14 protein-coding genes are annotated in these 20,823 nt (G+C 57.8%); 3 read left to right on the forward strand and 11 right to left on the reverse strand.

Annotated elements, in window-relative coordinates:
- The 11 genes from ACQREB_RS06590 to ACQREB_RS06640 all read right to left on the reverse strand — a co-directional run.
- Positions 1-534: hypothetical protein (locus ACQREB_RS06590; RefSeq protein ID WP_427766788.1), on the reverse strand; the 534-nt coding region annotated here is incomplete at its 3' end.
- A 282-nt stretch (positions 535-816) separates the two neighbouring features.
- Positions 817-1,305 (reverse strand): hypothetical protein, encoded by a 489-nt coding sequence (locus ACQREB_RS06595; protein WP_427766790.1) that lies wholly within the window; start codon positions 1,303-1,305, stop codon positions 817-819.
- Between the two features lies 1 nt (position 1,306).
- Complete coding sequence (locus ACQREB_RS06600; protein WP_427766794.1) at positions 1,307-2,263, reverse strand: RHS repeat-associated core domain-containing protein; 957 nt, start codon at positions 2,261-2,263, stop codon at positions 1,307-1,309.
- 4 nt (positions 2,264-2,267) lie between these two features.
- Positions 2,268-2,762: a hypothetical protein gene (locus ACQREB_RS06605; protein ID WP_427766797.1), complete on the reverse strand. Its 495-nt coding sequence runs from the start codon at positions 2,760-2,762 to the stop codon at positions 2,268-2,270.
- A gap of 90 nt (positions 2,763-2,852) precedes the next feature.
- Positions 2,853-3,365 carry a hypothetical protein gene (locus ACQREB_RS06610; RefSeq protein WP_427766799.1) on the reverse strand — a complete coding sequence of 171 codons (513 nt, stop codon included), beginning with the start codon at positions 3,363-3,365 and terminating at the stop codon, positions 2,853-2,855.
- 59 nt (positions 3,366-3,424) lie between these two features.
- A complete protein-coding gene (locus ACQREB_RS06615; protein ID WP_427766801.1) occupies positions 3,425-4,315 on the reverse strand; it encodes an RHS repeat domain-containing protein in 891 nt (296 codons plus the stop codon).
- Positions 4,316-4,594: 279 nt separating this feature from the next.
- Positions 4,595-6,409 carry an RHS repeat-associated core domain-containing protein gene (locus ACQREB_RS06620; RefSeq protein ID WP_427766803.1) on the reverse strand — a complete coding sequence of 605 codons (1,815 nt, stop codon included), beginning with the start codon at positions 6,407-6,409 and terminating at the stop codon, positions 4,595-4,597.
- Between the two features lie 19 nt (positions 6,410-6,428).
- Complete coding sequence (locus tag ACQREB_RS06625) at positions 6,429-7,580, reverse strand: hypothetical protein (protein WP_427766805.1); 1,152 nt, start codon at positions 7,578-7,580, stop codon at positions 6,429-6,431.
- 13 nt (positions 7,581-7,593) lie between these two features.
- Entirely contained in the window at positions 7,594-8,709 is a 1,116-nt protein-coding gene (locus ACQREB_RS06630; RefSeq protein ID WP_427766807.1) for an RHS repeat domain-containing protein, read from the reverse strand.
- A gap of 50 nt (positions 8,710-8,759) precedes the next feature.
- Positions 8,760-9,206 (reverse strand): hypothetical protein, encoded by a 447-nt coding sequence (locus tag ACQREB_RS06635; protein ID WP_427766809.1) that lies wholly within the window; start codon positions 9,204-9,206, stop codon positions 8,760-8,762.
- 1 nt (position 9,207) lies between these two features.
- Entirely contained in the window at positions 9,208-14,766 is a 5,559-nt protein-coding gene (locus ACQREB_RS06640; RefSeq protein WP_427766812.1) for an RHS repeat-associated core domain-containing protein, read from the reverse strand.
- Between the two features lie 380 nt (positions 14,767-15,146).
- Here ACQREB_RS06640 and ACQREB_RS06645 point away from each other — a divergent pair, with 380 nt between their 5' ends.
- The 3 genes from ACQREB_RS06645 (at position 15,147) to alr (ending at position 20,633) form a co-directional block, all read left to right on the forward strand.
- Positions 15,147-15,368: a SlyX family protein gene (locus ACQREB_RS06645; RefSeq protein WP_427766813.1), complete on the forward strand. Its 222-nt coding sequence runs from the start codon at positions 15,147-15,149 to the stop codon at positions 15,366-15,368.
- A 74-nt stretch (positions 15,369-15,442) separates the two neighbouring features.
- Entirely contained in the window at positions 15,443-19,456 is a 4,014-nt protein-coding gene (dnaE, locus tag ACQREB_RS06650) for a DNA polymerase III subunit alpha (protein ID WP_427766815.1), read from the forward strand.
- A 34-nt stretch (positions 19,457-19,490) separates the two neighbouring features.
- The gene (gene alr / locus ACQREB_RS06655; protein ID WP_427766818.1) at positions 19,491-20,633 is read left to right on the forward strand and encodes an alanine racemase; all 1,143 of its coding nucleotides are present in this window, start codon (positions 19,491-19,493) and stop codon (positions 20,631-20,633) included.
- Positions 20,634-20,823: the final 190 nt, after the last annotated feature.

Below are 20,823 nucleotides of genomic sequence, written 5' to 3' on the forward strand. Positions count from 1 at the left end.
GCGGTAATTGTAATAGACGAGACCGAGTTCGGAGTCGTAGAACTCGGACGACCATTGGAAGGGCTGCGTGACGTCGCCGGAAGCCGTGACGGCTCCGAAAGGCGCGTAGTCGTAGCTCGTGCGGACGTAGCCGGAGGGCCCGAAGACTTCCCACACGTTTTTCGTGATGTCGTGCCCGTAAGTGAACCACGAGCCGTCTTTTTGGATCGCGAGCGGGCGCGTCGCCGTCGGCTGCGTCGGATCCCACAGCACGAGCCACAGCGCGGGGTGCGCGGCGCGCGTCAAATCCACGCACGCGATCTGCAGATATTCGCGGTAGATGTAGCGTTGGTGCAGCGTGACCGTTCCCGCGACGGTCACTTTCTTCGTGCAGCGCCGCCCGCGGTAGTCGTACGCGCACTCGACGAGCGTGTCCGTCGCGTCGTTGCGGAAGCTGACCGGGCGGTTCTGCGCGTTGTAGATGATCGACCACGTTCCGGTGGAGGTGAGGACGAGCGTCGCGTTCCCGTCGGCATTGCAAACAGCATTAAACACAAAGGCTTCTAAGAACTTATCCACTTTTACATCCGTGTCGTGAAACAAACAATGAAAAGAAGAGAAAAATGAAGATATAAAAATATTTTTATCGAGATTTATTTTTTTATCCTAGAAATTCCGACTAGAAGTATAAATATCGATGACAGCAACCAAAGAATATAGAAGCAGATTCTATCCTCTATGATTATCCATGTTATAAAAGAGAGAACGCCAATAAGCCATACTACATAACTCAAGATCTGCATATTCGGCATGGAATCAGTTGGATTTAAGACTCTTTCACTTTTGGACATCTCCATTTCGTTTCACATGAAATGTTTCTAGGATTACGCCGGAAGAAGATGCAGACAAATATGCGATGACGTCAGACAACGTCGTTAACTCTCGGGAAGAGTCAGGCGCGGCGTCGTATTTGCCGCGCGCCGACAGCAGGTATGCCGCGATGTCTGCGGATTCATCCGCGATTATATCCTTTCCCGACAAAAGCAATTCCGAGATTCGATCTTCCGGTCTCAACTTCAGCGGATCGACGCCGAGGATACTTGCGATACGGCACCAATGAATGCAAAAATCCTCGAGTCGTCCCTCGGAAATCTTTTTTTCTGATATTATTTTTTCATAAAGCGTCTCGATGGGCAAAGAGCGCCTGCGCGCATACATGTCTCTTCTAAGAAAGACACGAACGTCCCGGACGCGAGAGACAAGATAAACGGTCAGGACAATCAGAATACCCACCCACGTCGCACAAATGAATAAAGGCAGATTCATGTCAATAAGTGCTGTCGTCTATGGCGCAGACTCCCAGGCATCCGATAAATCTTCCGAAAAGAAACGATAGTGCGGACACCGCGATAAGATTAGACACGGGATTTAATCTTCGTCCGAGCATTCGAAGTCCTATTTTCATTTCCGTCTTCAGTTCTATGAAGCTGAAAAGCGTTGTCCATGTCGGTGTTGAGCCTAGCGGAGCATATGGTTTTAGAGGAACGCTCACCGCCACCGCGGGAAACGATATTCCCAACGCTGTATACGCCCAAGCCGTTTCAGCTCCGAACATACAATTTGCGAGGCATTCGTCGAATCGTCCTTCTTCATGGCAATCACAAGCATTTCCCAGCTTATCAATTCTAAGATCTGGAATGTTTGAGCAATACGCATACAGATTCCACCCGCCTTCTTCCCCGATAGGGTCGCGGGAAAGCCAGCGGCCGTCGGTCGGGGAGTAGTGGCGGTAGTTGTAGTACACGAGGTCGAGTTCGGAGTCGTAGAACTCGGACGACCATTGGAACGGCTGGGTGACGTCGCCCGTCGCGGAAACGGCGCCGAAGGGCGCGTAGTCGTAGCTCGTGCGGACGTAGCCGGAGGGTCCGAAGACTTCCCACACATTCTTCGTGATGTCGTGCCCGTAGGTGAACCACGAGCCGTCCTTTTGGATCGCGAGCGGGCGCGTCGCGGTCGGCCGCGTCGGATCCCACAGCACGAACCACAGCGCGGGATGCGCGGCGCGCGTCAGATCCACGCACGCGATCTGCAGATACTCGCGGTAGATGTAGCGCTGGTGCAGCGTGACCGTTCCCGCGACGGTCACCTTCTTCGTGCAGCGGCGTCCGCGGTAGTCGTAGGCGCACTCGACGATGGTCTGAGTTTCCGCATTCTCGAAACGGACCGGGCGGTTCTGCGCGTTGTAGGAGACGACCCATACGCCGGTAATGCGGCGCAAAACCATTTTATCAAAGCGTTTTGCTTCTTCCTTGGAGAGTCTTCGCATTTTGGACTTCGAGCTCGGAATCATGAGTCGTCTCTTCTCGCGGTTCATCTATCAGCAAGATTGCGGCTGTAGGATATGGAGATTTCTTGAAAATCTCTTCTATATCTTTTCCGTCGGTACTCACACGGACAACGAATCTATTATACGGATTTCTCCTTAAAACGAAGATTTTATCCTCGTCGATCCGGATGTAACAGAATGATTCCTCGTGTTCATAGAAGACATGCCACCCGTTTTTCCCCCACCCTCCGCAGAGTTGGCCCTTGTACTTATCGGGATAATGTTGGTGGAGTTTTACGGTGCTGCCCGAAACTTCATTCTTTAATACAAATTCTTTGTCCCTGTCTCGATCTTGATAAGCTTCATACGCGGAAATTCCTTTCGATAAAGAAAAGGAAAGGATTCCGACGGCGCACATAAAAATGATCCATGCTTTCATTGTGGTTGAAATTTTCATGAGAAATTTCTCTCCACGCTTCGTGTCCGCAAAAGTAAGGCCGTCGCGCGAATAATTCCGTTGCATCTCGATCGCCAGTTTCGAATGTCCTTAAATGTCTTCATCCTCGCTCCCGTCATATTTCTCTGTTCCCAATTCCTCGATGCCCAATTTCTTTATGAATTTCCAAAAACGAGCCGCTGAAGCATCATTCTTGAAAGGGAAAAAATTTGACGGCTCTGCCGAATCGAGAATCAGCGTTTCTAACAGATTGCGGCTCGGAGAATCCACGACGTAGAACCAGCAATGCTCCGCCGCGCAGTCATAATTTGCAATGCGTAGCGCATGCCCTGTCGGAACGCCGTTCTTCAAAAACACCAGAGAAAGCGTTCGTCCTAACCACGGGTGCCAAAATCCCTCTTTCGTCAAATCCGCATCACAAGTTGTTATTTCCTTGAAAAAAACGATATCTTGAGGATCGTCCAATGGAACTTCCCAAGTATTGCAACGCCAGAGCTCCCCGCTCCGGCGTCGAGAAATCAACAGCACCGCATAATCAGACTCTTTCGCTTCCGCCACGGGAATTCCTGTGAGTTCCGCCACGGGAATTCCTGTGTGCAGCATACACCCGAGGATAAAGAAAACAGTCATCCTTCTGACAAGAAAAATATACATCATCACAATCATCCTCGCGTGCATGAAACAATCTTGACGACTCCACCGTTCGCCAGGCTCGGCTTGCGGTTCTTCATCCATTTTTCACTGTCTTCATCAAGAGGTCGGACGCTGATTCTCACATTCTTGACACAATCCTGCTCACAAGACGCTTTCGCCTCGATTGTCGCATTTTCCAATTCCTCTTGATATGCTGTCTCCACAGATTTGGTTTCCACATCGTCCCCTTGGGGATAGATAAAACAATCCGTCCGACAGTTCTTGTGATCAGGAATCCCAGATGCAGGCAGAGAAATAAACTCGTCATTGACGGATTTTCCTGTGCAGCACACATAGCCCCATTTTTCCTTGGCACCTGGTCGTTTTTCCCTGAAATCATCCCGCGCGCTATAGTTATGCCCGAGTTTTAACACAATCGTTGCCGTGCCTTGGCGCGAAACTAGTTTCTCGTTGATACAACATTTAATTTTGGGGTTGTATTCTTTCCCGCCGCAACAGGGAAGATTCCGTTTCAAGCCCAAGAATTCTTCGTTAGAAACACTATTGTTGCCGACGAAACAATACAGATTCCTTCCTCCCTGCTCTCCAATGGGATCTCTGCTCAGCCATCTTCCGTCGGTGGGGGAGTAGTGGCGGTAGTTGTAGTACACGAGGTCGAGTTCGGAATCGTAGAACTCGGACGACCATTGGAACGGCTGCGTGACGTCGCCCGTCGCGGAAACGGCGCCGAAGGGCGCGTAGTCGTAGCTCGTGCGGACGTAGCCGGAGGGCCCGAAGACTTCCCACACGTTCTTCGTGACGTCGTGCCCATAGGTGAACCACGAGCCGTCCTTTTGGATCGCGAGCGGGCGCGTCGCGGTCGGCTGCGTCGGGGTCCAGGACCATTTAATTAGGAACATATGATTGAACGTTTAAAATTAAAAAAGGGATAGAAATTGCCAACGAAAGAATGTAGCGACACTGTATCTTTTTCTTAAGAATTTTTATAACAGATATCAAAAACGTGGTTATGTTTAAGCCTGTAGCTATCCAATGAAGGATGCCTGTAATTATCTGCAACCATACATACTGCTCGGAAGTAAGACTATGCTCTGGGAAAAGCAACTCTTGATTATTCAACGCGACAACAAAATACCCTGCCGGTATCATGTACGGAAGAAGCGAAACAAAGATTATTCTCATTTTTTACATTCTTTTTCCAACGCGTTATACTTTTCCATTACACGACTTGCCCATGAATTACAATTATCCACATCCGGATTTATAGCCCAAACCACTTTCGTTACAAGCTTCGTAGTGGGCACCGGAATCAACTGCCCCATATTGTTTACTTGTATTTCTTCGTGTACTTCTTCGCTAACAATAGTGATTTTAGTCCTTGAAAAATTGTATGGCTTGGGTGGTGTTTTCTCGATAGCACACTGGAGCAGTTTATCGTCTAAATTTGGAATAATAACCTCATAAGAAGAAAGATATTCCTCGTCATCCGACTTTTTCCCTTCGAGAAAATATCCAATATTACTTCCGTCATTGAAAAAGAAATGCGAATGAGAAAGAGATAGTCCTTCAGCTTTGTATATTTCTCCCTTAAACCAGAGAAGTTTTTCTTTTCCCGAATTCCAAAACCTTAACGCCAATGGTCTCGTTGCCAAATAGGCAACTCCGAGCTTGTCCCATTTAAGAATAGGATTATTTCCGACGTATGCATAGAGATTCCGTCCTCCTTGTTCCTCGATGGGGTCGCGGGAGAGCCAGCGGCCGTCGGTCGGGGAGTAGTGGCGGTAGTTGTAATAGACGAGACCGAGTTCGGAGTCGTAAACTTCGGATGACCATTGGAAGGGCTGCGTGACGTCGCCCGTCGCAGAAACGGCGCCGAAGGGCGCGTAGTCGTAGCTCGTACGGACGTAGCCGGAGGGCCCGAAGATTTCCCACACGTTCTTCGTGACGTCGTGCCCGTAAGTGAACCACGAGCCGTCTTTTTGGATCGCGAGCGGGCGCGTCGCGGTCGGCTGCGTCGGATCCCACAGCACGAACCACAGCGCGGGATGCGCGGCGCGCGTCAGATCCACGCACGCGATCTGCAGATACTCGCGGTAGATGTAGCGCTGGTGCAGCGTCACCGTTCCCGCGACGGTCACCTTCTTCGTGCAGCGTCGCCCGCGGTAGTCGTACGCGCATTCGACGAGCGTGTCCGTCGCGTCGTTGCGGAAGCTGACCGGGCGGTTCTGCGCGTTGTAGGAGACGACCCAGACGCCGGTCTCCGTCCAGATCAGAACCGCGTTCCCGTCGGCGTCGTAAGCCGGCGTGAAGTACTGCGTCTGCCCCTCGGCGGGCGTCTTCGTCAGCGCCGGATACTGATTGAGCTCGTTCGTCGTGTAGGCGAACTGCGTTCCCGCCTCGGTCGCCGCGCCGCGGTTGCCGACGTTGTCGAACGCGTAGGCGTACGCGGCGTTCCCGAGCGTCGCGGAAGTCAGCTCGCTCCGCGCGTTGTAGCCGAAGGAATCCGTGCGCGTCGAGCCGCCTCGGGCGAGCGTGCGCGAGGTCGGCCGCCCGAGCGCGTCGTAGGCGTAAGCGCGCTGAGCGACGAGCGTCGCGCCGCGCTTGAGCGCGATCCCGACCGTCAGGTCGCGCTCGTCGTCATAGGCGAAGTTCGCGCTCATGTTGTTCGGGCACGTCAGCGTTTCGAGCAGATCCGTTCCCGCGAGATACGCGTAGGAGAAGAGCTTTTCCGCGCCGCCGTGCAGGAAGCCCGCGCTCGCGACGCGTCCCGTCGCCGCGTCGTAGGCGGCGGAGACCGTCTGCTGCGCCGCGCCGTCCTTGGAATAGACGTAGCCGACGAATCGCCCGAACGCGTCGCGCGATTCCGCGACGGCGTGCGTTTTTCCGCCCGCGCTCAGCGTCTCGGAGGCGGGATCGCCGAAGGCGTCGTAGGCGAGCGCGCGCGTTCCCGCGGCGTCGGTCACGGAGACGAGGCGCCCGAGGAAATTTTTCAATTCTGAAGCGTTTCGAGAACTAATCCTCTTTCGAATCCAAATCATAGGGAGAGATTAAAATGCGGAACCGATCTTCAAAGAATGAATTTTCATAAACTCCTTGCTCGGCATAAAGCTTTTTTCCTTTTGAGAAAAATTCTTCAAATCGAGAACTTTTCATCCTTCTTTCCAATCGATCTCGTAATCCCAAAAATTTCTCTCTTTTATCCCAATTGCAATCATATTCTTTCAAATCTGATTCAATAAACCCGGCGAGTATCGCTGCTTCAGAATCTTCATAAGATCCAAGAAGATATACAAGGATGTAATAAAGGTCGTCAAGTCTGTCTTTTGAATGAGGGCGAAGCTTATAGCTCAGGTACGAGAAAAAAGTTCCCGTTTTGTAATCTCCTAAATAATAGGCTACTCCCCTAGTCGTCGGCAAAGAGAGGCTCATTCCCATCGATGCATAACTATAAAGCTTGTATGCATGAATTGCAGATTGATTTTTTAAATCTAAGCACTCCATGCACTCAAGGACCTCTAAAATCTCGAAGTCTAAATCTTTCTTTGCGCTTAAATAATCTTTTTTCTCCGATTCGGATAGCGGAACGCTCTTTGCCATTTTCCAAAAAAAGAAAACGGCTTTCGCTTCGGGAAAGTCAAGTTTTTCAATACCTTCACGCAAGCTATTGAATTCCGCTTCATTCTTCGCTTCCGAAACCCTACTCAAAAACAGATGAATTTCTCTGTACGAAGGGTAGTTCATGTCTGAAAAATAGCTGGAAAGATTCTTTTCGAGTTCTCTCAAATCGCTGCTGTTTAAACACGAAGAAACCTTTTTTAAGCGATTGTATTCCGAGCGCAAAAACAGCATCGCGTCTTCTGCTTTCGTGGAAGTCATTGAATATCTCGCCAACATTCCATAGAGCCTGGCGGCTTGTAGGTCGTTTTCACGTATTGCACTTCGAATCTCTTCTGTCGAAGATTCTCGATCTGAAATCTTCTGGAGGATTTTTCGAATTTCAAAGAGGCTTTTGACCTCATATCCGTCTTTTTTTCGCCTCAATGTATTCTTGAAAGCAGAACTTCCAAGTACTTCCCAATCATTCCAAGAAACGTCTTCTGCAAAAATAGAATAATACGGGAAAAAGACAAGTAAAAAGAATGCGAGTATTGTTTTGGTTTTCATAAGTAATATGACCTCAAAAAATAATGCGAATGCCGATTTGGATAACTGTTACATTTGAACTTTGATATTTAAAACGATGATAATCGTCGGGATCCGGAGGCGGAAACAGAGGATTTTCAGGAAATCCGATGTGCGGGGAGGGCGACGAGTTCGAGTTATCTATTTCTATTCCGAACTTTCCAAAAATATAGATGCCTGCCGTAACTGTCGGTTTTTGTGGACAGTTCTCCAATGGGAAGTCGACATTCCAAATTTGATTATCGGGGAAATATTTTCGAATGTCATCTGGAACAAAGCTATTGTCTATCAGTAAAGATCCATATTTATAAGAATTACAAAGATTCAGATCCTGTTGCGAATAAAACTCGAATTCAAATTCCTCGTAACTATCCTCTATTAAATTCTTACCCAATGAATCTGTTTCTTTGGAAACATTGTTTCCGATAATCGCATACAAATTGCGCCCTCCCTGTTCTTCAATTGGGTCGCGGGAGAGCCAGCGACCGTCGGTCGGGGAGTAGTGGCGGTAGTTGTAGTACACGAGACCGAGTTCGGAGTCGTAGAACTCGGACGACCATTGGAAGGGCTGCGTGACGTAGCCCGTCGCGGAAACGGCTCCGAAGGGCGCGTAGTCGTAGCTCGTGCGGACGTAGCCGGAGGGCCCGAAGACTTCCCACACGTTCTTCGTGATGTCGTGCCCGTAGGTGAACCACGAGCCGTCTTTCTGAATGGCGAGCGGGCGCGTCGCGGTCGTCTGCGTCGGATCCCACAGCACGAGCCACAGCGCGGGATGCGCGGCGCGCGTCAGATCTACGCAGGCGATCTGCAGATATTCGCGGTAGATGTAGCGCTGATTCAGCGTGACCGTTCCCGCGACGGTCACCTTCTTCGTGCAACGCCGCCCGCGGTAGTCGTACGCGCATTCGACGAGCGTGTCCGTCGCGTCGTTGCGGAAGCTGACCGGGCGGTTTTCGTAGCTCCTTTTACGGTCTTCTAGCGGAGGCTCGCTGACACAAGCTGTGTAGAAGTTACGATTTTCATTCTGGATAATTCTTAGGCAAGAACTTCTCTTCTTTAATTTTTTAAAGATTAATTGTTTTACATACATCTCTTTTTCTGCTCCAGGCAACCCTCGTCTATTAGGCAATCAAATTTCGTGATTGAATCGTTAAAAACATTTCATTTTTTAGAAACGAGCAGTGACTCTATGATTTTTTCAGCCTCCTCAATCTTTGAAAAACACACGGTCGAATACACAGGTCGCGCTACTTTTTTTAGCCAAAGAAAGATTATTTCTAAATGCTCTGATGAAAATTTTTTTAAGACACTGTTCCCATGATCAGCACAATCTTTCAGGTCAGACAGAATCCAATAGACAACCGCATCCCCATACCCTTGAGGAATTTTAGAAATTCCCTCCTGTAAGAAGAGGCTGCATTCTGTGTAAAGAACAAGGCCTAAAGGAAGCAATACATCAGGATAACACAAAAGAGAAATCTCATAGCATAACGAAAGATACTCGTAATCTGGCTCTTGGTTTTTCACATCGGATCCAGAAAGGAGACTTCTTTTTATTTTATCTCTAAGCTCCAAAACGTCCCTCTTTTCGTCTTTTGAAGTTTTCATTTTACTCAATCCATTTAACAACACCAACAATCCCACCGACAATAGCGGAAATCGGGACCGTCACCACTTCTTCAGGAATGAAAACTTGAGGGCCAGATTGTCCGCCGATTATGGCAATTGAAACTCCAACCCCTGCACCAATGACAAACGCTTCCCAAAGATCTTTTTTAGACATATGAGTTGCATATATTGGCTCAGGAATATGCTTGTTGGAAAGCTGATCTGCCCACGCAGGATAGGGCGGCGAACATGGAGGATTATTGTCGTCGTCTTTGCAAACATCTTTCCAATTTTTAAGATTGTTTTTTAGTCCATTTTGCAAGTTTTTGATCTCCGTGTAATGTCCTCCAGGCTTTGTTGTGCCATATTTATGAGAAAATCCGCCTTTCCCGTCTTCTATGGGATTGTATTTATCTAATTCTCGCCTCAATTTATTCCCTAAATCTTGAATTTTTTCCATCAACTTCCGACACGCCTCTTTATCAAACACTAACCCCCAAAAATCATTACCCCTCATCACGCTGTTTCTGAGGAAAGCATACAGATTTCGTCCTCCCTGTTCCTCGATTGGGTCGCGGGAGAGGAAGCGGCCGTCGGTCGGGGAGTAGTGGCGGTAGTTGTAGTACACGAGACCGAGTTCGGCGTCGTAAACTTCGGATGAGAACTGGAACGGGTTCGCGGGAACGGCGGAGCCGGAGGGCGTTCCCGCGGTGCCTGCGCCGAAGGGCGCGTAATCGTAGGTCGCCGCCACGTCCCCATAGAAATCGACGAGCTCGCAGACGTTTTTCGTCAGGTCCACGGTCGGGAAATAGAGGTTGTCGCCGAGGACGTTGATCGCGAGCGGGCGCGTCGCGGTCGGTTCTTCGGGATCCCAGAAAATCACGCGTTTCAGCGAAAAACTTTCCGTTCCCGCGGCGTCCGTCGAAACGTCGAACGCGGCGATCTGCAGATAGCCGTCGTAAACATAGCGTTCGTGCAGCGTGAGCGTTCCCGCGACGGTCACTTTTTTCTCGAAGCGGCGTCCCTGCGAGTCGTACGCGCATTCGACGACGGTCTGCGTCGCCGCGTTTTCGAAGCGGATCGGGCGGTTTTCGCCGTTGTAGGAGATCGACCACGTTCCCGTGGAAGTCTGAACCAAAGTCGCGTTCCCGTCCAAGTCGTAGGTCGGAGAGAACGTCAGGGGAGAAGCGACATTCCTGTCGCTTTGTTCGGAATCGCTTTCGGAGGGGTTTTCGGGAAGCGGCAAGAATGCCGCCTCTCCCCTGGACGTGTACTGATTCAGATTGTTCGTCGTGTAGACGAACTGTATTCCCGCTTCCGTCGCCGCGCCGCGGTTGCCGATGTAGTCGAACGCGTAGGCGTACGCGTCGGAACCGAGCGTCGCCGAGGTCAGCTCCGAACGCGCGTTGTACCCGAAGGAATCCGAGCGCGCGGCGGCGCTCCCGCGCGTCTGCGTCCGCGCGGAAACGCGCCCGAGCGCGTCGTGGCTGTAAGTGCGTTTCGCGATGAGCGAAGCATCGCTTTTTTCGTAGGCGATTTCAACCGGCAAATCCCGGTCCGCCGCGTAGCCGACGCGCTTCGTCATCACGTAGCCGCCCATCACCGCGATTTCCGAGAGCAGATCCGTTCCCGCGAGCCGACCGTACGCGAACTCCACGTTCCCGTAGGCGCAGCTCGAGAGCCGCCCCGTCGCCGCGTCCCAGCTCCGCGCGAAGAGCGCGAAGGGCTCGCCCCCGCGCGTCGCCGTGAGCGAGATTTCCCGCCCGTACGCGTCGAGCCCGCGCGCCAGCGACGCGTTCAACGCGGCGTCGCTCTCCGAAACGAGCGAGCCGTACGCGTCGTACGCGAAGGTTTTCGTGCCCGAGCCGTCCGTCACGGAAACGAGGCGCCCGAGCGCGTCGTAGGTTTGGGAAACGCCCGCCGTGCCGTCGGAATACGTCGTCGAGACGAGCCGGTTCCACGCGTCGTAGGCGCAGGCGGTCGAGACGCCGCGCGACCACGCGCGCGAGGCGAGCAGCCCCGTCGCCGTGTAATTATAGTTCACCGACGCGCCGGCGGCGTCCGTCTTCGAAAGCAGCGCGCCCGTCGCCGCGTCGTAAGTCCACGTCGTGAGGTCGCCCGCGTCGTCGTCGAGAGCGTCCGGGGATTCCGGCGCGCCCGCGAGCGCGCGGAAGGTGCGCATTTGCGTCTTCTGCCCGAACGCGTCGTAGGCGAACTTCACCGGATACGCGGCGTTCCCGTATTCGGCGAGAACGTTCCCGCGCGCGTCGTAGGCGGTCGCCGTGTAAGTTCCGTCCGGATACGTGATTTTCTTCCGTCTGCCCAGGGCGTCGTATTCGAAGGCGGTCGTCGCCGCCGCGCCCGCGATCGTGCGCGTCTCGGAGACGAGGCGGTCGGCGGCGTCGTAGGCGTAGTTCACGACGTTCCCGCGCGCGTCCGTGTCGGAGAATTTCCGCGAGAGGGCGTCGTAGCTCGAGGACGTCGAGACGCCGCTCGGCGAAGTCCGCGAAACGACGGCGCCGTCCACGGCGACGCTCGTCTGTGCGCCGGTCGTCTGCGGGAACGTCGTGACGGTCGTGCGCGTCTTCGTCGCCGAATCATAGGCGCCGGTCGTGCGCGTCGCGTTCCCGCGGGCGTCGATCTCGACCTGCTCGCTTTCGAGCGCGGGCGAGAGCGCGGAGAGGCGCGTCCTGGAGACGCTCGTCCGCGCGGGGATCGACGCGTCCGAGCAGGAGACGACGGTCGTCGTCTTTTTCCAGATCACGCCCGCGGCGTCCTTTTCGAAAACGGCGTCCGTCTCGGTTCTGTTCCACGCCCCGCCCGCGCTCCGCGTCGTCGAGATCACGGCGCCGAACGCGTCGTGCGCGTAGGCGACGCCCGGCTGCCCCGTCGCGGCGGTCGAGACGAGGCGCGTTCCCGCGTAGGCGTTTTCCGTCGTCAGCACGACGTCGTCGCCGAAGCCGGGGCGCTCCGTCTTCACCGTGCGCCCGTGCCCGTCCGCGTAAGTTTTTTCCCAGCGCGGGGAGTCTTCGCCGCCCGTGAAGACCGTCGTGATCTTCAGCGCGTTTTCGGCGTCGAAGGAATAGACGTAATGTTTCGCGACGACCGCCGTGCCCGTGACGGACGCGAGCGAGCCGTCCGCGTTCTTGCGCGTGACGCGCGTGCCGCCGTCCGGGAACGTCACGGTTTCGGTCAGCCCGTCGTCGGAAATCGAATACGTCGTCGACTTGCCGAGCGCGTCGGTCTCGGAGACGAGTTCGCCGCGCGCGTCGTAGGCGCGCAGCGTCGTCGCGGAGAGCGTTCCCGCCGTGCGCGTCTCGCGCACCACGCGGCCTTCGGCGTCGTAGGCGTAGGTCGTCGTGACGTCTCCGCGCGCGCCGTGCCGCGTGGAGCTCGCGAGGCGTTTCGCCGAATCGAACGTGTTGTCGGTGCGCACGCCGTCGGCGTCGATCGTCCATACGGGGCCCGTGCAGATGTAATCCGCGCTCGTCGTTTTTCCGTCGGAGCGCGTCGTCGAAATCACCTTGTGCGCGGGCGAATACGTCCTGTTTTCCCAGGAGACGAGCTCGAACGCCGCGCCCGTGTGCGCGTGGTTTTCCGTGCGCGTCTCGTTTCCGCGCGAATCGAAGACGCGCACGACGCGCGTCGATTTCCCGGGAACGGGCGCGAACGCGCCGCCCGCGAAGACGCCTTCGGTCACGGTCTCCGTGTATCCGAGATCCGATGACACGCCGACCGCGGCGGGAACGCCCGTCGAGGAATATTCACGGAACGTCGCCGTGCCGTCCTCGCGGATCTCGAGCTTCACGCGCCCGGCGGCGACGGTTCCCGTGTTCGCCGGATAATAAAGCGTGCGCGCGGTCAGCGTTTCGCCGTTCGCCGTGACGGAGCGCGTCTCCTCGCGCCCGTTCGCGGAGTCGTCGTCGTAGGAAAACGTCTCCGTCTTAAAGACCGTCCCCGCGATCTTGTGAACGACCGTGCGCGGACGCGGATCCGCCGCGCCGGAGGCGGGCGCCTCCTCGTAGACGTAGAGCGTCTCCTCGGTTTCGTTCGCATAGCCTTTCGTGCGGACCGTCCGCGTCGTGCGCCCGCAGGCGTCGTAGTCGTAAGTCGTGCGGGCACCGCTTTTGTCCGTCTCTTCGGCAAATTTGCCGCGTCCGTTCCCCTCCGCGACGCGCGTCGCCGTGAACTCGAAGTCCTCGTTGTCGCCGAGTCTGCGCGAGACGAGCATTTCCCCGTCCGCGCCGTAGGAATAGACCTCGGTCGAAACGAGAGTCCGCGCGCCGTTCCCCGTCCGTTTCCATTCCTTGACGGTGACGAAATCCGCGCCGTCGGCGTCCTTCCAGAAAATCTTCTCCTTCTGCGAAGTTTCCGAATCCGCGTCGCCTTCGTTCCCGCGGACGAACACCCAGTCCTTTTTCCCCGCGTCGTAGCGCCACGCGTAATGAAACGCGAACTCCGTCCCCGCGCGTTCTTCCAAAAGCTCGAAGACGCCGCAGTCGCCGTCTCCGTCCACGTCGCCGAACGTGAACGTCTTGATCGGCGTTCCCGTGCGCGCGTAGCGGCCCGTCTGCCCGTCCTTTCCGACGACGTCCGCGGGCTTGTACCAGTCGAGACGGAATTTCTTCGCGCCCAGGGAAACGACTTCCGCCAGCCCGTCCGTCAGCGACCATACCTGGACCAGATTCCCGTCGGAGTCGAAAACCGCCTCGATTCCGAGCTGCGCGGGCGTCAGTTCGACGCCTTCGGGGGAGCGGATTTTCTCGACGTTCCCGTCCGCGCCGTAGGTGACGCGCGTGCGGTCGGGAAGCGTTTCGGCGAAGCGTCCGCCGCCGAGAGACTCAAGCTGATTGTCCGTCCAGACCGCCGTTCCCGCGGGGCGGCCGTTCTCGTAGGTGTAGGGCGTGTGCAGCGCGTCTTCAATGACGACCGTCGTTCCCGAAATTTCCCGCACGCGGCGCGTCATCGGATGCACGTAGCGCAGCCCCGCGCCGGAAAAAAGTTCGCGCACGGGAATGCGGTCGTAGATGCGCAGCGCGCCTTTCGGAAAACCCGCCGCGAAGGGCGTCCCGCCGAAAGGCTGGGAAAAATCCACGCTTCCGCTTTTGATCACGGGCGCCGAATCGCACGTGCCCGAGCACTCGCACGCCTGTTTCGGCGGAAGCTCGACGGCGTCGGAAACGCTGACGCGCGCGTCCAGCATCCACGGCCCGCCGATGGTCTCGAAATCGATGGTCACGGCGTATCTCCCCGAAAATTTCGAACCGTCGCTCTTGAAGAACGACGCGCTCCCGGGAGAGCCCAGCGAAGAGGACGCGCTCCCGATTCCGGCGATCGAAACCGTCGCCGTGTCGTCGGAGGCGACCGCGATCGTGATGAGATTCCCTTCGGCGAGGATTTCGCCTTCGATGCGCTGCGTGAACGCGTTTTCGTTATAGGGAGCCGTCCCGGAAAATCCCCATTTGTATTCCGTGTAGCTGCGGTCGGAATCCGTGCCGGTCGTGACGACCGGAGAATCGGCGAGCGTCCGGGGATTCGTGTTCGGAGTGATGTCGTTCATCGTCTGAAGTCTTTCTTTCAAGGGGGTGAAGGATTTTCGAGCGGCGCGGAAACCGTTCCCGCCCCCGCTCTTGATTTATAGGCAAACCCCTCCCGAAGCAAAATGCAAGCGATCAAACATTAAAAAATGTAATGTTTCTTTTCTTGACGAAAAAGAAAAAAGCCCTCTCGGAGCAAATCGTCTCGTCTCCGCGGGAACGTTTCGGAGCGGCGGCGCGGAGGGGCGGGGGCGCGTCCGCCCTCGACATTTTCGGGCGCGTCCTTTACGCTCGCGTTCTCGATTTTTATGTTCCGACCGAAATCAGCATTGCCGCTTCCTTACGCCGCGGGCGCCGCCGTCCGCGGCGTCGGCGCGTCCGCGGAAAGAAAGGAGTTCCGGCGATGAGCGGGAACGCGGAAACGGAAGCGCGGCTTCGGGAGCTCGAAGTCAAAATCACGTTTTTGGAGGACTACGTCTCCAAGCAGAACGAGGTGATCGTCGAGCAGGGCAGGGCGATCGACCGCCTGACGCAGGCGCTGCGCCGGCTCGCCGAAAAGGCGGAGAGCTTCGGCTTCGGCGACGCCGATTCCGCGCCCGCGAACGAGAAGCCGCCGCACTGGTGAACCCTGCGGGAACGCCTCGCCGCGGCGCCGCGCGTTCCCGCGTCCACAAAGAATTTTCCCCTTTTCCCCACGCCATGAGCTCAGATCTGAATTTCGACCTTTCCGCGCAGGCCGCGCCCTACGCGAAACCTGCCGAGAGGGCGCCCGAGGCGCTCCGCGAGGACGCTCCCGCGGCGGGCTCGGGCGGCGAGGCGCCGGACTTCGTGCACCTGCACGTGCATTCGCAGTATTCGATGCTCGACGGCGCGACGCGCATCGCGAGCGTCTCCGACAAGAAGACGAAGAAGCTCCTCGCTAAGGGGCTCGTGCAGAAGGCGAAGGAGCTGGGCATGCGCGCGGTCGCGCTCACGGACCACGGGAACATGTTCGGCGCGAAGCTTTTCTACGACACCTGCCGCGCGGAAAAGATCAAGCCGATCATCGGCTGCGAGGTGTACGTCGCGCGGCGCACGCGTTTCGACAAGGGGAAGAATCTTCCCGCGGGCGCGGACGAAAAGCTCGACCGTTCCGGCGACCACCTGATTCTGCTCGCGAAGAATCTGACGGGCTACCGCAACCTCGTGAAGCTCGTCTCCTTCGGCTGGACGGAGGGCTTCCACTACCGCCCGCGCGTGGACAAGGAGCTGCTCGAGCGCTACCACGAAGGGCTGATCTGCTCGAGCGCGTGCATCGCGGGCGAGATTCCGCGCGCGATTCTCGCCAAGGACGCGGCGAAGGCGGAGGCGGCGGCGCGGTGGTACAAGAAGGTCTTCGGCGACGATTTTTATCTGGAGATTCAGCGCCACCCGAACTCCGGCGAGCACAGCACGGAGGAGACGCGCGAAGTCTATCTGCGCGAGGTGCGCGCGGCGGAGGCGATTTTCGAGCTCGCGAAGAAGATCGGCGTCAAGGTCGTCGCGACGAACGACGTGCACTTTCTCGACGAGACGGACGCGGACGCGCACGAGATTCTGCTCTGCCTGAGCACGGGGAAGAAGCTTTCCGACGAAAACCGCATGCGCTACACGCGCCAGGAATGGTTCAAGAGCAAGGAGGAGATGTTCGCGCTTTTCCGCGACCGCCCGGAGACGCTGAGCGCGACGACGGAGATCGCCGACAAGGTCGAGGAATACAAGCTGGACTCGCCGCCGATCATGCCGTTCTTCCCGATTCCGGAGAGCTTCGGCACGGAGGCGGAATATGCGAAGCGCTTCGACGAGGCGGCGCTCGTCGCCCTCTGGGGCGCGGACCGCTACGAAAAGCTCGGCGGCTACGAAAAGGTGCTGCGCATCAAGCTCGAGAGCGACTATCTCGAACACCTCACGCTCGAAGGCGCGGCGCGGCGCTGGCCCGACGGCGTTCCCGCGGAGGTGCGCGAGCGCATCGACTTCGAGCTGAACACGATCCGCACGATGGGCTTCCCGGGCTACTTTCTGATCGTGCAGGACTTCATCGCGGCGGCGCGCGGGCTCGGCGTCATCGTCGGCCCCGGGCGCGGGAGCGCGGCGGGCTGCGTCGTCGCCTACTGTCTCGGCATCACCGGCATCGACCCGACGAAGTACGACCTGCTGTTCGAGCGCTTTCTGAATCCGGACCGCATCTCCATGCCCGACATCGACATCGACTTCGACGACGCCGGGCGGCAGCGCGTGCTCGAATGGGTCACGCGCAAGTACGGGCAGGACCACGTCTCGCACATCGTCACGTTCGGCGTGATGGCGCCGAAGAGCGCGATCAAGGACGTGGCGCGCGTGCTCGAGCTGCCGCTTCCGGAGGCGAACGCGCTCGCGAAGCTCGTTCCCGCGACGCCGAAGATCACGATGTACAAGGCGATGGAGGAGGTGCCCGAGCTGAAGGAAAAGCTCGACGCGCCGGAGCCGCTCGTCGCGCGCACGATGCGCCTCGCGAACGTGCTCGACGGCACCGTGCGGCAGAACGGCGTCCACGCGTGCGGCATCCTCATCAGCCGCGACCCGCTCACGGAGACGATTCCCGTCATGCCGACGGACGGCGAGAGCCTGCTCACGACGCAGTACGACGGGCACTTCGTCGAGCCGATCGGGCTCATCAAGATGGACTTTCTCGGCCTGCGCACGCTGACGATCATCAAGGCGGCGCTCGCGAACATCCGCGAATCCACGGGGAAAGAGATCGACATCGACAGGATCCCGATGGACGACCGCGAGACCTTCGAGCTCTTTTCCGCGGGCAGGACGACGGCGCTCTTCCAGTTCGAGTCCGGCGGCATGAAGAAGCACCTCATGGCGCTGCGGCCGAACCGCTTCGAGGACCTCGTCGCGATGAACGCGCTCTACCGCCCGGGACCGATGGCCTACATTCCGCAGTTTATCCGGCGCAAGCACGGCGAGGAGCCCATCGTGTACGACCATCCGCTGATGGAAACGTATCTGAAGGACACTTACGGCATCACCGTCTATCAGGAGCAGGTCATGCTCCAGTCGCGCGCGCTCGGGCAGTTCACGCGCGGCGAGTCCGACACGCTCCGCAAGGCGATGGGCAAGAAGCAGGCGGAAATGATGGCGAAGCTGAAGGAGAAGTTCATCTCCGGCTGTCTCTCGAATCCGAAGTTCATGGAGGCGGACGTCTGCGGGAACGATCCGAAGAAGGCGACCGCGCTCTGCGAAAAGATCTGGAGCGACTGGGAGGCGTTCGCGCAGTACGCGTTCAACAAATCGCACTCCGTCTGCTACGCCTACGTCGCGTACCAGACGGGCTGGCTGAAGGCGCACTATCCGGTGGAGTTCATGGCGTCCGTGCTCGACTCCGAAACCGGCAACCCGGAGAAGATGCTCTTCTTCATCGGCGAATGCGAAAGCATGGGCATCCGCGTGCTCGGACCGGACGTCAATTCCTCGCTGCTCGGCTTCGCGCCGGACGCCGCGAACAACGCGATCCGCTTCGGCTTCGGCGGACTCAAGGGGCTCGGCGAAAAGGTCGCCGAGGAAATCATCCGCGAGCGCAGGACGAACGGGAAGTACAAGAGCTTCCTCGACTTCATGCAGCGCATGGCGCGCGTCCGCGTCGTGAGCGTGGACGAATCCGGGGCGCGGCGGGAACAGAAGATCCAGTTCGGCCGCGGGCTGCAGGCGCTCATCGTCACGGGCGCGTTCGACGGCTGCGAGATCTTCGAAGACCGCCGCCATCTGCTCGACTCCGCCGACGCCGTGCGCAATTCCTTCTCCAAGGAAGAGGAGGACGCGAGCCAGCTCGGGCTCTTCGACATGCTCGGCGGGGACGTCAGCGCGAATCTCAACAGCGATCTCATCTCGCGCGCGGGAACGCCGATGTCCGAGGCGGAAAAACTCCGCTGGGAGCGCGAGCTGCTCGGCTTCTACCTTTCCGGGCACCCGCTCGACGCGTTCGTGAAGCTCGACCGCGCGCTGACGACGTTCTCGGGCGCGTTCGAGGACTGCCGCCTTTCCCGCTACGAAAAGCACGACGTCCGCCTCTGCGGCATGTGTTCCGAAGTGAAGGTGAAGACCTCCAAGGACGGCCGCAAGTACATGACGCTCTTTCTGGAGACGCACACGGACACCTACGACGTCTTCTGCTTCAGCGACGTCGTCAACCTCAAGTTCGTCACGCCGGGAATGCAGCTGCCCGACGGCCGCGTCGTCAAGAGCGGCGCGATGCTCGAGGACGGCACGATTCTCGAGGACGGCGCCGTGCTCGCGATCGACGGCGAGCTGCGTTTCGCGAAGCGCAAGAAGGACGCCGCCGAGGTCGCCGAATGGCGCTTCACCGCCACGCGCATTTCGTCGCTGAAGCGCCAGGTGCCCGTGCTGCTGAAGAAGATCGTCTTCATCCTCGACGGCGCCTCGCCGGAACCCGTCCGCGACTTTCTCGCGGAAAAGCTGCTGCCGCACATCGCGAACAATCCCGGCGGCACGGAAATCGCGCTCGCGCTCGCCGTGGACGGAGACCGCGAGACGCTCGCGCAGGCGGAGCTCGGCGAGGGCATGACGGCGTTCTTCCCGGCGGAGGCGTTCCGGAAACTCGCGGAAGATCCCGCCGTGCTCGGCTACGAGATCGTTCCCGTCGCGCCCTACAGGCGGCCGTCGCGCTTTCCCGCGCGCGAGAGGGCCTGAGGCTTCCCGAAAAAATCACAACCGCGAAATCGTCATGAACGCCGTTTCACATCTCCCGCGCGCATGGGCGGAAATCGACTTGCCCGCCTTCGAGCGCAACGTCGGAAAAATCAAGGCGTCGCTCCCGCCGCACATCCGCTACATCGCCGTCGTCAAGGCGGACGGCTACGGGCACGGCGTCGGACACATCGTCGAGCGCCTGCTGCAGTGCGGGATCGACGCCTTCGCCGTCGCCAACGCGCGCGAGGGCGCGGACGTCCGCTACGTCGCGCCGCAGTCCGAGATCTTCATCCTCGGCCCCACGCTGCCGGAAGAGGCGGAGTCCGCCGTCGCAGACCGCCTCACCGTCGCCGTCTCCGACGCGGAGGAGGCGCGCGCGCTGTCCGCGCTCGCCGAGTCCCGCGGAACGCGCGTCGCCGTGAACCTGAAGATCGACACGGGCATGGGACGCATGGGCGTCTGGCACGAGAACGCGGCGCCGCTCGCGGAGCTGCTCGCGGAGCTTCCGGGCGTCGATTTCCGCGGCGTGTTCACGCATTTCTCCAGCGCCGACACCTCGTTCGAATACACGCAGCTGCAGCGCGCGCGCTTCCTCGCCGCCGTCGGAAAGATTCCGGAGAGTATCCGCGAAAAACTTACGATTCACGCGGACAATTCCGCCGGGCTCGAGACCTTTTCGCGGGAACGCCCGTTCAACGCCGTGCGCGTCGGCATTCTCCAGTACGGGCTTCCGCCCGCGCCGGGAACGCTCTTCGAGAAGATTTCGCCGGAGCCCGTGCTCTCCTTCCGTTCCCGCGTCGGGCTCGTGAAGACGCTGCCCGCGGGAACGCCGGTCAGCTACAACCGCACGAAGACCCTCGCGCGCGAGACGCGCGTCGCGATCGTCACCGCCGGATACGGCGACGGCATTCCCACCGCCGCGAGCAACCGCGCGAGCTTTCTGCTGCACGGCAGACGCGTTCCCGTGCTCGGACGCGTGACGATGGACCAGACGCTCGTGGACGTCTCCGACGTTCCCGAAGCGCGCGTCGGCGACGTCGTCACGCTCATCGGCGCCGCCGACGGCGCCTCCGTCTCGATCGAGGAATTCTGCGCCTGGGGAGACTGCATTTCCTGGGAGGCGCTCGTCTCCATCACGAAGCGCGTCCCGCGCATCTACGAAGGCCTCCGCCGCTGAGCCCCTCGGTTTAAAATACCGGGGCAAGCCTAATTTTCGCCCACGGGAAACACGGACGAACACGGAATTCGTCGTTCGGCTAAGATTCGCGGGAACACAGGGGGGGGGGGGGGGAAGCGGCGTTCCTGCCGCTTTTTTGAAGTTTGCCTGAAAGCAATTTCGAGGAAGCGACAGGAATGTCGCCTCTCCT

The organism is Candidatus Spyradosoma sp. SGI.093, assembly GCF_050314555.1.
Taxonomy (GTDB): domain Bacteria; phylum Verrucomicrobiota; class Verrucomicrobiia; order Opitutales; family UBA953; genus Spyradosoma.